16 protein-coding genes are annotated in these 13,209 nt (G+C 42.5%); 6 read left to right on the top strand and 10 right to left on the bottom strand.

All coding sequences use genetic code 11. From position 1 onward, the window contains the following. Positions 1-54 precede the first annotated feature (54 nt). On the bottom strand, positions 55-270 hold the full coding sequence (lptM, locus tag AC4E96_RS00295) for an LPS translocon maturation chaperone LptM (RefSeq protein ID WP_488032045.1): 216 nt from the start codon (positions 268-270) through the stop codon (positions 55-57). Positions 271-342: 72 nt separating this feature from the next. Here lptM and cyaY point away from each other — a divergent pair, with 72 nt between their 5' ends. Next, entirely contained in the window at positions 343-657 is a 315-nt protein-coding gene (gene cyaY, locus AC4E96_RS00290; RefSeq protein WP_488032046.1) for an iron donor protein CyaY, read from the top strand. Positions 658-847: 190 nt separating this feature from the next. Here cyaY and AC4E96_RS00285 read toward each other — a convergent pair whose 3' ends face one another. Genes AC4E96_RS00285 through AC4E96_RS00245 form a run of 9 tightly spaced genes read right to left on the bottom strand, consistent with a single transcriptional unit; the run spans position 848 to position 8,318 of the window. Continuing rightward, on the bottom strand, positions 848-2,584 hold the full coding sequence (locus AC4E96_RS00285) for a Na(+)/H(+) antiporter subunit D (RefSeq protein WP_490254550.1): 1,737 nt from the start codon (positions 2,582-2,584) through the stop codon (positions 848-850). Continuing rightward, positions 2,574-2,828, bottom strand: a complete 255-nt coding sequence (locus tag AC4E96_RS00280) for a hypothetical protein (RefSeq protein ID WP_488032048.1) — start codon at positions 2,826-2,828, stop codon at positions 2,574-2,576. Before AC4E96_RS00280 ends, AC4E96_RS00285 begins: the two co-directional genes overlap by 11 nt. Then, entirely contained in the window at positions 2,829-4,343 is a 1,515-nt protein-coding gene (locus tag AC4E96_RS00275) for a proton-conducting transporter transmembrane domain-containing protein (protein WP_488032049.1), read from the bottom strand. After that, positions 4,340-5,875: a monovalent cation/H+ antiporter subunit D family protein gene (locus tag AC4E96_RS00270; RefSeq protein WP_490254549.1), complete on the bottom strand. Its 1,536-nt coding sequence runs from the start codon at positions 5,873-5,875 to the stop codon at positions 4,340-4,342. The genes AC4E96_RS00275 and AC4E96_RS00270 overlap by 4 nt, the downstream gene beginning before the upstream one ends. After that, complete coding sequence (locus tag AC4E96_RS00265) at positions 5,875-6,225, bottom strand: cation:proton antiporter subunit C (RefSeq protein WP_488032104.1); 351 nt, start codon at positions 6,223-6,225, stop codon at positions 5,875-5,877. The genes AC4E96_RS00270 and AC4E96_RS00265 overlap by 1 nt, the downstream gene beginning before the upstream one ends. 2 nt (positions 6,226-6,227) lie before the next feature. Continuing rightward, positions 6,228-7,205 carry a DUF4040 domain-containing protein gene (locus AC4E96_RS00260; protein ID WP_488032051.1) on the bottom strand — a complete coding sequence of 326 codons (978 nt, stop codon included), beginning with the start codon at positions 7,203-7,205 and terminating at the stop codon, positions 6,228-6,230. Continuing rightward, positions 7,205-7,531 carry a monovalent cation/H(+) antiporter subunit G gene (mnhG, locus tag AC4E96_RS00255; RefSeq protein WP_488032052.1) on the bottom strand — a complete coding sequence of 109 codons (327 nt, stop codon included), beginning with the start codon at positions 7,529-7,531 and terminating at the stop codon, positions 7,205-7,207. The genes AC4E96_RS00260 and mnhG overlap by 1 nt, the downstream gene beginning before the upstream one ends. Continuing rightward, a complete protein-coding gene (locus AC4E96_RS00250; protein ID WP_490254548.1) occupies positions 7,528-7,830 on the bottom strand; it encodes an MrpF/PhaF family protein in 303 nt (100 codons plus the stop codon). The genes mnhG and AC4E96_RS00250 overlap by 4 nt, the downstream gene beginning before the upstream one ends. Further along, positions 7,830-8,318 (bottom strand): Na+/H+ antiporter subunit E, encoded by a 489-nt coding sequence (locus AC4E96_RS00245; protein ID WP_488032054.1) that lies wholly within the window; start codon positions 8,316-8,318, stop codon positions 7,830-7,832. The genes AC4E96_RS00250 and AC4E96_RS00245 overlap by 1 nt, the downstream gene beginning before the upstream one ends. Before the next feature lie 373 nt (positions 8,319-8,691). On the opposite strand from AC4E96_RS00245, the gene AC4E96_RS00240 reads away from it, so the two are divergent. The 5 genes from AC4E96_RS00240 (at position 8,692) to AC4E96_RS00220 (ending at position 13,201) form a co-directional block, all read left to right on the top strand. Continuing rightward, positions 8,692-9,525, top strand: coding sequence for an AAA family ATPase (locus AC4E96_RS00240; protein ID WP_490254547.1), 834 nt, complete (start codon positions 8,692-8,694; stop codon positions 9,523-9,525). A gap of 12 nt (positions 9,526-9,537) precedes the next feature. Continuing rightward, positions 9,538-10,710, top strand: a complete 1,173-nt coding sequence (locus AC4E96_RS00235; protein ID WP_490254546.1) for a vWA domain-containing protein — start codon at positions 9,538-9,540, stop codon at positions 10,708-10,710. A gap of 104 nt (positions 10,711-10,814) precedes the next feature. Next, a complete protein-coding gene (locus AC4E96_RS00230; RefSeq protein WP_490254545.1) occupies positions 10,815-11,273 on the top strand; it encodes a DUF2914 domain-containing protein in 459 nt (152 codons plus the stop codon). Between the two features lie 93 nt (positions 11,274-11,366). Continuing rightward, the gene (gene hemC, locus AC4E96_RS00225; protein ID WP_490254544.1) at positions 11,367-12,305 is read left to right on the top strand and encodes a hydroxymethylbilane synthase; all 939 of its coding nucleotides are present in this window, start codon (positions 11,367-11,369) and stop codon (positions 12,303-12,305) included. Between the two features lie 89 nt (positions 12,306-12,394). Further along, entirely contained in the window at positions 12,395-13,201 is an 807-nt protein-coding gene (locus AC4E96_RS00220) for a uroporphyrinogen-III synthase (RefSeq protein WP_490254543.1), read from the top strand. Positions 13,202-13,209 lie beyond the last annotated feature (8 nt).

The following is a 13,209-nucleotide window of genomic DNA, read 5'->3' as shown; positions in this document are numbered from 1 at the left end:
ACCTTGATTTTAGATAATTAAGACCAAGTTAGTTGGTTAATAAACGTTGTGATTTTAGTCTTTAGACGTCAATGTCTGATCAGCGCGAACTTGAGACGCTTGTGAGTCGGCTTCTTCTGAGCCGTTATCCTTCGGCTTTTCTGCCTTTGGTTTATCTTCTGGTAGATACAACGGCCCTTTTTGACCACAAGCACTTAAAATTAGCGTAATGGCGACAAATAGACTGCGTGGCAAAGCACGATTTACAAGCGATGTGGTTCGTTGAGTCATGTTTTTAATGTATCTAATGAATTTGCCGCCTATAATCGCATGACAAACAGCAATTGCAAGTAGGAAAACCCGATGAATGACAGCCAATACCATCAACTCGCCGATGAACTATTAGAATCGTTACAGGACACCGTTGACGAGATTGAATTTGATCTCGATTACGAGTCCGCGGGCGGCATCGTAGAAATCATTTTTCCAAATGGCTCAAAAATTATAGTCAATAAACAAGCACCACTGCATCAAATCTGGGTTGCAACAAAATTTAATGGCCATCACTTTGAATATAAAGATGGGACTTGGATAGACAATCGTACTGGTATCGAGCTATATGAGTTGCTAAATGATGCAGGTAGCAAGCAAGCCGGAACGGCCATTTCATTTAATTAATGTCAGTTAATTAGACAAAATTACCATAAGAAATAAACAAAAATCCTAAGGGCACGCTTGTATAAGCAAGCCTTTAGGATTTTTTTTATATATCGAATTCTGGTTTTCTCTTTCAGGTATACCTTTGAGATATACCTGAAAAATATCCAATCTAGACAACCGCTCTAAATATCAAATCTAGTTCTAAATTCTAGATATAATAGAGCAGTAATATCCCCGCTAATAACAACGCAACCCAGAAGACCATCGTCTCTGTTGGCCACAACTGAGCAAAATAGCCTTTTGGTTGTTCTTTTGTTTCATCGTAAGAGTTGTTAATTAACTTCTTGATGCCACCAGTAGCTTTTGCTTCCAACTTGCCCATTGTCTCAAGGACATAATAGTAAGCCGGAACAACAAACCCAGGAGCTAACTTTCTGAACAACCAGTCTGTATCTAGGTTGGTAGAAGGCAGCTCAGGTGGGTACATATTCTTCAAGTTCAACCAAACGAACGCTAATGCAGAGAAGAAGAGTAGCTGCAATTGCGTTAACACGTGAGTCACATCATATGGCTGATAGTCCGCTTCCCATGGCAATAGTGCATATACCGTTTGCGCAGGGAAAGTACCAATAATGATACAAAGTGCGGCCGCAATACCCATCGCGATCAACATATTCGTCGGAGGTTCGGTCGTACGGATTCCAGAGTCATGTGCAAAGAAAGCAAAGTAAGGAATCTTGATACCGGCATGGTGGAAAACACCAGCGGCAGCAAACAATAACGCCAACCAAACATAATCATAACCTTCCGCAACGGCGGCACTCATGATCATAGACTTTGAGACAAAGCCACTAAATAGAGGGAACGCAGAGATAGACGCTGCACCAACAATACAGAGTATGGTGGTTTTTGGCATGCTCTTATACAAGCCGCCCAACTCAGAACCGTTTATCCGGCCCGTCATATGTAACACGGCCCCCATCGTCATCATTAACAAACCTTTAAAGATGACGTCATTGAATGCGTGAGCAACCGCGCCATTAAGCGCCATTGATGTACCGATACCCACACCGACAACCATAAAACCAACCTGGTTAATCATACTGTAAGCTAGGACTCGACGAAGGTCGTTTTCGATTACTGCGTAGAAAATAGGGAAACACGCCATCGTAACACCAATCCACACCAATAATTCAGTACCAGGATAGCCTCTGGCAAGGGCGTAAACCGCCGCTTTAGTTGTGAAAGATGCCAAGAAAATGGTTCCGGTCGGCGTTGCTTCTGGATAAGCATCAGTTAACCAAGTATGTACAAATGGGAACGCACACTTGATACCAAACGCTAAGAAGATAAGCCATGCACCAACATTTAACATGCCTTCGTGACCAAGGCCTATGTCAGCAAATCGTGCACTACCCGTTTCATTAATAAAGATGATTGCACCGGCTAATAACAAGACGCCAGAAAGCACTTTGATAGCCAAATAGCGCATACCTGCGCCATACGCTCTGTCAGTTCGGCGAGCCCAAATTAAGAACACCGAGGTCAGCGCCAAGAATTCCCAGAACACAAATAGAGTTAACAAGTCACCCGCAAACACCGCACCGACGGCACTGGCGGCGTAGCTCAAGCCAGAAACGTGTTGAACCGTATCTTTAAGGTGTAATGAATAAATAACGGCGATCAGTGCGGCTAAATGAAACAGATAACCAAACATTAGGCTAAGTTTATCAACTCTCACAGGCTCTAATTGGTAACCCATAAACTCGAATGCCCAGTAGATGCCATGCTCCATTCCAGCTAACTGTAACGCACCCCAAATCGGTGCTATGAGCATAATCGCACTACGTAAATGACCGCGTAGGAAAATAGCCGCTAGTGAACCAATTAAAAGAGGTACAAACGGTGGTAGCAGTGGTAACAAATCAGCCAAGCTACTTATCATAGTAGTCTTCCTCTTTCATCAGTACTTTACGCATTGCTTTGGCAATAAGAACCAAGACAACACATCCAACAAAACCATAAATTGCATAAAACGCAGGGATATTCTCCCATTCGTGATAAATGTGACGATGGACAATAAAGTCAGCCAAAACTAACAGTGCACACACGACATAAAACACTTTAATTATCTTATCTATGTTTTCCTGCTTATCGAAAAAGTCAGGTTTTTCTTGTTCTTTACTCATTTAAGACTGTCCTTTAATTGCGGTAGACACGTCAGGAATTAAATTAATTAGGTCAATGATTGGTTGTGGATAGAAGAACAACACAACACAAAGCGTACTCGTCACACCAATCGCGATAAGACTTGGCAATGGCGCTTCTTTTGTTTCAGACCATGACCACGGCTGATCGCTTTGTTGGCCCGTATTAAAGAAAGCCTTTATTGGAATCGGCAACAAGTAAGCAACATTAAGTAACGTACTTATTGTAAGGACCGTTAAAATGATCATTTTGTCCGCTTCTAACGCACCCATAACCAAGAACCACTTACTCCAGGTACCGGCCATTGGAGGCAATCCAATGATGCTCAGTGCGCCAATGGCGAAAGCAATCATCGTCAGTGGCATTTTGCGGCCAAGGCCAACCATTTCACTGATGTTCTTTTTATGTGCCGCAACCATAATGGCACCAGCACAGAAGAATAAGGTAATTTTACCGACTGCGTGAGTAACAATATGTAAGCTTGCACCTGCCGCTGCGATAGATGAAGCGAGCAGTGCACCCACAACGATATAGCTCAATTGGCTAACCGTAGAATAAGCCAATCGAGCCTTTAGGTTGTCTTTAGTCATTGCGACACAAGAACTCAATAGGACGGTTGCTGAGGCGATATATAACATTAAATCCGTTGTTGCGACTTGACTCAACTTATCTATGCCAAAGATATAAATCATGACTTTTAGAATGCTGAATACACCGGCTTTTACAACGGCTACGGCGTGAAGCAATGAACTTACTGGTGTTGGCGCAACCATGGCTGCTGGTAACCAACGATGGAAAGGCATCAACGCCGCTTTACCAATACCGTAACAGAACAATACCAGCAATAACGCGATTAACCCGTTTGCGTCACTGTCACCAAATATGCCGCCCGCTTTAAAGTCCAAGGTACCTGCCGTCACCCAAGTACCAAGAATAGCGAATAGCAAGAACGCGATAGAAGTACCTAGTAATATACCGAGGTAAACACGCCCACCACGCTTAGCTTCATCAGTACCCGCATGCGTTACCAGTGGGTAAGTGGAAAGCGTAAGTAGCTCATAAAATATGAATAAAGTAAGCAGGTTACCAGAGAAACAAATGGCCATAACCGTACTGATTGATAGCGCAAAACAGAAGAAAAATCGGGTTTGATTGTCTTCGTTATGACCACGCATGTAGCCAATTGCATAGATGGTTGTAATAATCCAAAGGAAACTTGCCACTAGCGCAAACAACACTCCTAGCGGTTCCACAGAGAAGGAAATATCTAGCCCAGGCAACAGCGTCACCCATGTAGTTTCCATCGTTGTGTTATTGAATGTATTGTCAGTGATCGCCAAGACCAAAGTAAACAAAACAACTGCTGTAGCAATTGATGCTGTTTCTCTTAGGTTTGGATATTTGCCCAATAGCAAGACCAATACCGCACCAGCAAGTGGCAAAAGAATAGAAATATTAATTAGTTGAGCAGGCTCAAATGCAGACCAAATGTTCATCGTGACACCTCCTCAATTAAAGTTGAGGAAACGGCCGACGACTCAGCCCCCGTAGCGTTTGTCAGCCACTGTGCAGCTGCCTCTGCAGCGTTGACACTCACAGAGGTATCAATACCAAAATAAACATTTGCGATAACCAATACCCACATAGGAATTAACATAAGTAGTGGTGCCTCTTTTACCGATTCAGAACCAGTGCTTTCATGTGGCTCTTTGAAGTAAGCCACTTCCAAAATACGTCCGATATAAACAACCGCAAACAGTGAGCCAATCAACACTAAGAACGCAATCACCCAATGTTGTTGTTCTAATGCTGCTGTTACTAAATACCATTTACTCACAAAACCAGCGGTCAGTGGCACACCAATGATACTTAAACCTGCGATAGTAAACGCGGCCATAGTCCATGGCATTTGTTTACCAAGACCATGAAACGCCTTAATGTCTACAGAGCCTTTTCGGAACATTACCGCACCAACGGCCATGAACAAGGCACCTTTCATCAATGCGTGATTGAAGATATGTAACAAACCAGCCATAACGCCAGCGGCCGTCACTAGGCTGATACCAAGAATCATGTAACCGATTTGAGCCACACTACTGTAGGCCAGAACAGTTTTAACGTTACTTTGAACCGTTGCCATAAATGAGCATTTGAAGATAGCAATTATCGCTAACACTAGCAGGATAACGTCCATGCTCATCGAGTAGAAAACAAACTCTGCGCCATAGATCGTAAAGATAAACCTTAGCATCACGTAGACAGCAACTTTTGTTGCAGTACTTGCCAAAAACGTACTAACAGCAGAAGGTGCGTGGGTGTAGGCAGGCGGTAACCACATATGAAGTGGGAATAACGCCAACTTGATGCTGACGCCAATTAAAATGAATGCCAAGCCAGTATTTAACGTTCTATTACTGTCAAATTCAGCAATTCGAGCGGCTAGGTCAAGCATGTTCAATGTGCCGGTTTTCATGTACATCATACCGACGCCAATTAGGATAAACGTCGCACCAATTGTACCCATTACTAAGTAACGGAACGCAGCCGTTAAGCAACGTTTGTCTCTAGCTAAGCTCACTAAGGTGTAGGTAGCAAGAGAAGAAATCTCTAAAAATACGAACAGGTTAAATGCATCACCGGTACTTAAAATACCTGATAAACCCGCTAAACAAAGGAGATGTGCCGTATAAAATAACGTGTGTTGGCTCTCATCCACTTCTTTTTCTATGCTTTCTTTGGCATAGACTAAAACCAAGGTCGAGATTGCTGTTACGACATTCAGTACCAACGCGCTTGCGACATCGATACGGACCTCAATCCCCCAAGGAGCTTGCCAACCGCCAAGTGCGTAACTAACAAACCCTTGTTCTAGTGTCGTCATCAATAAGTCGACAGAAACAAAGAAACTTAACGCGCTAACAATCGTCGCGAATAACCAAGCTAACTGACTACGCCCCAACAATATACAAATTGGGGCCGCCATTAGCGGCAGAATTATTGGTAAGACAGGAAAGTGCTGTTCAAACATCAGATTAGATCGTCCTTATCTTTAAACTCATTTTCTTCTACAGTACCGTAGGCTCTTTTTATTCTTACTATTAATGCCAACCCTACAGCAGTGGTTGCTACCCCTACTACAATCGCGGTTAAGATAAGAACATGTGGCAATGGATTTGAATAAACTTCTATCCCCTCTGCCACGATTGGTGCACTACCACCGGTCACTTTACCGATAGAGATGTACATCATAAATACAGACGTTTGGAATATGTTGAGGCCTACTATTTTTTTGACCAGATTGTTTGCCGAAATAACGATGTAAAAACCTGCCATCATTAAGAAAACAACAATCCAATAGTTATAATGATCGACGATCATGCTCATTGAATATTTCTCCTTTCAGCTTGTCCTGCAAACGCATAAAAAATGCTGAGCATTGCTGCAAATACGGTTATACCAACACCCAACTCAATGAGAATAATACCAATGTGTTGTCCCGCCACTGGGTTGCTTGCCAGTACGTTATAGTCAAGGAAGTTTCCGCCTAAAAACAAGCTGGCAACGCCCGTTCCTGCGTAAATTAGAACACCTAAAGCGGCTAGTGCTTTAAGGACATTTGGTTTTACTACTATCGTGGCCATCTTCAGTCCAAACACTAGCGCATAGAGAATGAAGGCTGCCGCTGCTATGACGCCTGCTTGGAACCCTCCACCGGGTCCATAATCACCATGAAACTGAACATACAATGCAAATAAGATTATCAGCGGGATGAGCATCTTAGACACGACCCTAAGAACAAGGTGAGACTTCAAGCCTGATGCTACAGCCGCTCTATCTGGCTTAGGTAAACCTAACAGGCTAAACACACCAATGGCTGCAGCAAAAACTACCGCTGTTTCCCCCAATGTATCAAAACCTCGATAACTCGCTAACACTGAAGTGACCATGTTCGGCAAGCCGATTTCTTGAGGTGAGTCTTGAATATAACGCGGAGCAACGTGTTGTTGTGCTGGATTATTTGGATCGCCAAATGGAGGCATGTCTAATGTGCCATAAATAAGAGCGGCGCCGGTAATGATCACAACAAACAAGGGCAATAATTTTGTTTGTTCACTCTTTTTTTCTTTGCGCCCAGTCAACGCCAACGTTCCAAGCATTAATACCGTCGAAATACCCGCACCCACCGCTGCTTCTGTAAACGCAACATCAACCGCGTCAAGATTGACAAATATCAATGCGGACAAAAAGCTGTAAATACCAAATAGCATAACAACCGCAAATAGGTCTTTAAGATAAATTACACGCAAAGCGACAATTGCCAGCATAGCCAGTAAAACTAAATCGATAAATTCAACCATTAGTCCTTACTCTCTTGTTTTTTTTCTTTAGCTTCTGAAATTGTTAGCAAACCGCCGTGTCTAGCCGATTTTGCCAATGCGTGTGATGCAGTCGGGCCAGTCAGCAACAAAAAGATTAAAATCAGCAAAAGTTTTGCAAAAACCAGCCCAAAGTCGGTCAACAACATTAAGCCTGAAATAATTAAAATGGCGCCAATGGAATCGGTCACACTCGCAGAGTGGACACGTGTAAAAAAGTCAGGAAACTTAAATAGCCCAAGCGCCCCGGTCAAACTAAAGAATGCGCCTAAAAGCAGAAGGATCGCACTAATAACTTCTAAAATCATTGTGTGTTCTCCTCGTTTTTAGCTGTTGTATCAATTGAATCAGCGTCAGCGGTATATTCAAAAAATCGCAAAACGGCAATCATCCCAATAAAGTTAATCAACGCATAGACGATCGCGATATCGAGGAAGTCAGGACGACCATTTAAGAAACCCATCACGGCAATAAAGAGAACGGTTTTGGTGCCAAACATATTGACGCCAAGAATACGGTCGTAAACCGTATCAGCGCGTAAAGCTCTGGCAAGCGCCAATGCCATAACAGAAAGCATTGCGATACTCGTCGCGGCTAATATGAGCATTATATTTCTCCTTTAGATTCGGAGTAGACTTGTTCCGTCATTTCTCCATGACGAAGTTCTTTAATTGAGCTTTCGTGTAAAGCGTGAACAGTGACGTGTTCGTCATCAAGATCAATACTCAATGTACCCGGCGTCAACGTAATTGAATTGGCGTACAGAACGCGACTTCTTTTTGGAATTTTATCGATAGGAAGCTTTGCCGTTGCCGGTGAAAGTTCTGCGTTTTTACCCCAAACGAGTTTGGTCACTTGTACACTCGATAGAACAATTTGTCCCGTTAACCAAACGATGTATTTGATGAAGGATAAATTTAACGCGAGTTTTTGTTCTTCCGAATCGTTGTCATTCATTCGATGTATTAAAAATACGACCAATGCTACTGAAGCAACACCAAAGCTCAATAAAAGGGGCTTAATAAAGCCAGAGAGAACTAACCAGAATGCTGATAGAATGAGAGACCAACTTGTGAGGTATTTTATTGTATTCATTGTCAATTTGATAATCACTCTAAGTGTTTATATTTTCAATTTTGATTTTTAATATCGCCTAAAATCGATTTAATTGCCATTTATTAATTTAAAAAACTAACGAAAACAAATGAATGCCTAACACCTTTTTGTGCAAAACTATCCAAAATAACGGCGTTCTATACTCAAATCATTAACAAATATAAGATGTTACAACTCATAGTCAAATCCGACGACTTCAAGTGCCACTTACTTTGCTCAAAAACCACTCAAAAACCACTTAAAAATACAGATTTCTCCAATCGAAAGTAGAACCATCTCTGGATGCCGCGTATATTTAAGTTAGCATTGCTTAACACGCTTAGATTTAACAACAATAAAGATGAGGTATCCGATGGCATTTAAGGGCACAGAAACATATATAACTAACGACGAGTTGCAATTAGCCGTCAATGCGGCCATGACGTTAGAGCGCCCTTTATTGATAAAAGGCGAACCTGGAACAGGTAAAACTCAGCTTGCCGAAGAGCTCGCCAAATCTCTCGATACCGAACTTATCCAGTGGCACATTAAATCGACGACAAAAGCACAACAAGGCCTTTATGAATATGATGCAGTTTCTCGTCTGCGTGACAGCCAGTTAGGGGACGAACGCGTTCATAATATTGGCAACTACATTGTCAAAGGCAAAATGTGGCAGGCATTCGAAGCGGACAAACGCCCTGTTCTTCTGATTGACGAAATCGACAAAGCTGATATTGAGTTTCCAAATGACTTGTTACAAGAGCTCGACAAGATGTCTTTCTTTGTTTACGAGACCCAGCAACAGATCACTGCCAAGCAGCGTCCTATTGTGATCATCACCTCAAATAACGAAAAAGAGCTGCCCGACGCCTTTTTACGTCGTTGTTTTTTCCACTACATTCAATTCCCTACGCGTGAGGAAATGGAAAAAATCATCGCGGTTCACCACCCTGATGTAAAACCGACTTTATTGCGCGAAGCATTAGAAGTGTTCTTCGAATTAAGAGAGCTCAACGGTCTCAAGAAGAAACCATCGACGTCAGAGTTAATCGATTGGCTCAAGCTTTTGATAGCCGATGAGGTTTCACAAGAAGTGCTACTAGACAAAAACGCATCAGTGATCCCAATGTTTGGTGCATTGCTCAAAAACGAACAAGACGTTCAGATGTTAGAAAAGCTAGCCTTTTTGTCTCGTCGTAAATAAAAGCCTGTACTTATGTTCATCGATTTCTTTTTAACCTTAAGAAAATATCGAGTACCGGTATCATTACGCGAATTACTCGATTTAATTGAGGCAGTCAAAAAGGGCGTTATCTTTGCCGATGTCGAGCAGTTCTACCACCTTTCTAGACTTATCATGGTCAAGGACGAAACTCACTACGATCGATTTGACCGAGGATTTGCGGACTATTTTGAAGGGGTTCAAAGTATTGATTTGAGTGAGCACCTTATTCCCGAGGACTGGTTAAGAAAAGAATTTGAAAAGCAACTGTCTGATGAAGACAAAGCCAAGCTCAAGACTCTTGGTGGCCTCGACAAGCTCATGGACACACTAAAGGAACGTCTCAAAGAGCAACAAAAGCGTCATGCCGGCGGTAATAAATGGGTCGGAACAGGCGGCACCTCTCCTTTTGGAGCTTATGGCTACAATCCAGAAGGCGTACGAATTGGTCAACATGAAAGTCGTCATCGCCGCGCCGCTAAAGTATGGGACAAACGCGAATTCAAAAATTTAGATAAAGACAGTGCATTGGGGCAGAGAAACATTAAGCTCGCCCTGAAGCAATTGCGTAAGTTTGCCCGGACCGGCTCAACTGAACAACTCGACATCAACCAAACTATCAGGGCCACTGCCGATAATGCCGGTTATTTAGATATTAAAACCGAACCCGAAAGACACAACGCAGTAAACGTATTAATGTTTTTTGATGTCGGCGGCTCAATGGATGACTACATTCACATTTGTGAAGAACTGTTTGCTGCGGCACATGCCGAGTTTAAACATTTAGAGTTTTTCTATTTTCACAACTGCCTATACGAACAAGTATGGAAGGACAATACCCGTCGATATGATGAAGGCCTGGATGTTGAGCAACTTATTCGAACGTATGGTTCAGATTACAAAGTCATTTTTGTCGGTGATGCGACGATGGGTCCCTACGAAATTATGATGCCAGGTGGCTCTGTAGAACATTGGAATGAAAAACCGGGTGTCGATTGGATGAGGAAAGTCACCCATCACTTCGACAAGGTAGCTTGGCTTAACCCCCAAGAAGAAGCTCATTGGCCGTACTATCAATCTATCGGAATTATGAATCAAATTGTAGAAGGGAAGATGTTCCCACTTACTGTGGATGGAATTAGTAGAGCAATTAAAGAGTTAAGTTAATGAAGTAAAATGTAGCCCAAACTCTACATTTTTACCTATACTGTAACAATAACATAGCGGTTATAAAGCCGCCTAAAACCCTATATAAAACGAGGCTTTAATAGATGTTTCGACAAATTAATTTTCGCCGTATCGCACTACTTTTAATAGTAAACGCATTAATACTGCCTTTGTCAGCCACCGCCGCCATTACTGCACCAAACGACGACGTGACGATGGTTGACGAGCCAAATGTGCCTGCCAGTCAATTTATTCGTCGTGCTATTTTAACCACAGGCATTGACGCTCGTGAGCCGATAAACAATTACAATTCAAAAACGGTACCCACAGATACAAAAAAGGTTTACTTTTTCACTGAAATTCTGGACAAGTCTGGTCAATATGTCACTCATAGATGGTTTCTAAATGGTAAATTAGTCGCCGAAGTCATGTTGAATATTGGCAGTGACCGCTGGCGAACTTATTCCAGTAAAAACCTAATTTCACCTCTCAGAGGCACCTGGGAAGTAGAAGTCGTCGACGAACAAAACAGACTATTAGCGACCACTAGCTTTACCTATTAAAGCGCTAACTTACGAATTGGTCCTCCACTCGTTTATACCCGCCGCCAAAACTGATATTCTGGCGGCAATCTCATTATTTTTGAAAAGAACGTTATGACACAAGCTACCGTATCCGAATTGCGTATCGCCACACGTGAAAGCCAACTTGCCCTGTGGCAGGCCTATTTTGTAAAAGGACGTCTTGAAGAAGCACATCCGAATCTAAAAGTAACCTTAGTGCCGATGACCACAAAAGGCGATCAGATCTTGGATACCCCTTTGGCCAAGATTGGTGGTAAAGCACTGTTTGTTAAAGAATTAGAAGTAGCAATGTTAGAGAACCGGGCCGACATTGCCGTTCACTCAATGAAAGACGTTCCCGTCGAATTTCCAGACGGGTTAATGCTTAATACAATTTGTGAACGCGAAGACCCTCGCGACGCATTTGTTTCAAATACCTTTGACTCGATTGATGCTCTTCCTGCGGGGGCTGTAGTGGGGACGTCTAGCTTACGTCGTCAATGCCAATTAAAAGCGATGCGCCCTGACCTAGTCATTAAGGATTTACGAGGCAACGTCAACACGCGCTTACGTAAATTAGATGAAGGCCAGTACGATGCGATTATTCTAGCGGCAGCTGGATTGATCCGATTGGAAATGTCAGAGCGTATCAAACAAACCATCGCAACCGATGTTTTACTACCGGCAAACGGTCAAGGTGCCGTCGGTATTGAATGTCGTTCGGATGATGCCGCGATCAAGGCTTTGCTTGCCCCACTCGAAGACACTGAGACGCGCTACCGTGTATTAGCTGAACGCGCGATGAATAGAGGTCTAGAGGGTGGTTGCCAAGTACCAATTGGTAGCTATTCAGAGATTAAAGGTGACACAATTCATTTACGTGGCTTAGTCGGTAGCCTTGACGGTAAAACCATTATTCGAGATGAAATAAGTGGTCCTGTCCAAGAAGCCGAAAAACTTGGATTAGAACTCGCAAATAAATTATTAAGCCAAGGTGCGGATGTCATACTCAATGAGGTATATAACCAATAAAGCTCGGTAAATTAAAATGGGTTAGCGCTCGCCTAACCCATTAAATAACTAAGCTACTTAGAAATACATTAGGGATTAGCAGGATGCCAATGAACTTAAACAACAATACCTCACCACAAGTTATCAATACTCGTCCTGCACCTATGGGTCTCGAACTCGAAGCTCTATTACAAAAACATAAATTCTCTAGTCTTTATCAGCCTGCATTAGAAAATCGCCACTTCCCTAATGCGACGGCTACTTTAAATATAGAGGACATAGTTTCAGCGATTCTCGTCTTTGTTAGTCGCCCTGCTGTTGACGCTTTTTACCAACAAATAAAACACAAACCAGATATTATTGCCGCGTTGAAGCAACACCAAAAAATAGTTGCTGTCGGCCAAGGTACCGCCAATCAACTTGCAGAGCACCTTCTTATTTCACCTAAGAGTATTCTCACACCGGAGCGCACTGACAGTGAAGGGGTTTTGGGCCTGAGTGTTTTCAGTGAAGAGCTGAATAAAAATAATCGATTAAAACCCCCTTACACTTCTCAAAAAGTTCATATTTTTAAAGGCACCGGAGGCAGAGAGTTAATTAAAAACGCTCTAAATAACAGAGGTTTTGAGGTTTGTGAGTGGTCACTATATGAGCGGGTGGCTATCCATTACCCAAAAGCGATTGATCAATGGATAGACGCCAAATTCATCATAGTAACGAGTAAAGATGTACTTAAAAGTGTGATTGAGTCTCTACAATTTCAACAAAAAATAGACCTTAATCAATGGTCCTGGGTGGCATTTAGCGACCGTATACGGGAAGCATTACTCAATCTAGGCATAGAAAAATCAAACATTTATATCTGTGAACATATGAATAATTCTTCTATTATTCATAAGATAGAGTCGATTGGATAAATTCGCTT

The sequence above is a fragment of the Psychrosphaera sp. genome, from assembly GCF_982872775.1.
The sequence above is the reverse complement of the archived record's forward strand: the minus strand, read 5'-3'. Positions and strand labels throughout refer to the sequence as shown.

What these genes read in the sequence shown, in the direction of transcription:
- AC4E96_RS00245 (WP_488032054.1), bottom strand. Translation starts at nt 8,318, where the DNA reads ATGAATACAATAAAATACCTCACAAGTTGGTCTCTCATTCTATCAGCA.
- AC4E96_RS00250 (WP_490254548.1), bottom strand. Translation starts at nt 7,830, where the DNA reads ATGCTCATATTAGCCGCGACGAGTATCGCAATGCTTTCTGTTATGGCA.
- AC4E96_RS00270 (WP_490254549.1), bottom strand. Translation starts at nt 5,875, where the DNA reads ATGTTTGAACAGCACTTTCCTGTCTTACCAATAATTCTGCCGCTAATG.
- AC4E96_RS00260 (WP_488032051.1), bottom strand. Translation starts at nt 7,205, where the DNA reads ATGGTTGAATTTATCGATTTAGTTTTACTGGCTATGCTGGCAATTGTC.
- AC4E96_RS00235 (WP_490254546.1), top strand. Translation starts at nt 9,538, where the DNA reads ATGTTCATCGATTTCTTTTTAACCTTAAGAAAATATCGAGTACCGGTA.
- AC4E96_RS00220 (WP_490254543.1), top strand. Translation starts at nt 12,395, where the DNA reads ATGAACTTAAACAACAATACCTCACCACAAGTTATCAATACTCGTCCT.
- AC4E96_RS00265 (WP_488032104.1), bottom strand. Translation starts at nt 6,225, where the DNA reads ATGATCGTCGATCATTATAACTATTGGATTGTTGTTTTCTTAATGATG.
- AC4E96_RS00285 (WP_490254550.1), bottom strand. Translation starts at nt 2,584, where the DNA reads ATGATAAGTAGCTTGGCTGATTTGTTACCACTGCTACCACCGTTTGTA.
- AC4E96_RS00280 (WP_488032048.1), bottom strand. Translation starts at nt 2,828, where the DNA reads ATGAGTAAAGAACAAGAAAAACCTGACTTTTTCGATAAGCAGGAAAAC.
- cyaY (WP_488032046.1), top strand. Translation starts at nt 343, where the DNA reads ATGAATGACAGCCAATACCATCAACTCGCCGATGAACTATTAGAATCG.
- AC4E96_RS00275 (WP_488032049.1), bottom strand. Translation starts at nt 4,343, where the DNA reads ATGAACATTTGGTCTGCATTTGAGCCTGCTCAACTAATTAATATTTCT.
- lptM (WP_488032045.1), bottom strand. Translation starts at nt 270, where the DNA reads ATGACTCAACGAACCACATCGCTTGTAAATCGTGCTTTGCCACGCAGT.
- AC4E96_RS00240 (WP_490254547.1), top strand. Translation starts at nt 8,692, where the DNA reads ATGGCATTTAAGGGCACAGAAACATATATAACTAACGACGAGTTGCAA.
- hemC (WP_490254544.1), top strand. Translation starts at nt 11,367, where the DNA reads ATGACACAAGCTACCGTATCCGAATTGCGTATCGCCACACGTGAAAGC.
- mnhG (WP_488032052.1), bottom strand. Translation starts at nt 7,531, where the DNA reads ATGATTTTAGAAGTTATTAGTGCGATCCTTCTGCTTTTAGGCGCATTC.
- AC4E96_RS00230 (WP_490254545.1), top strand. Translation starts at nt 10,815, where the DNA reads ATGTTTCGACAAATTAATTTTCGCCGTATCGCACTACTTTTAATAGTA.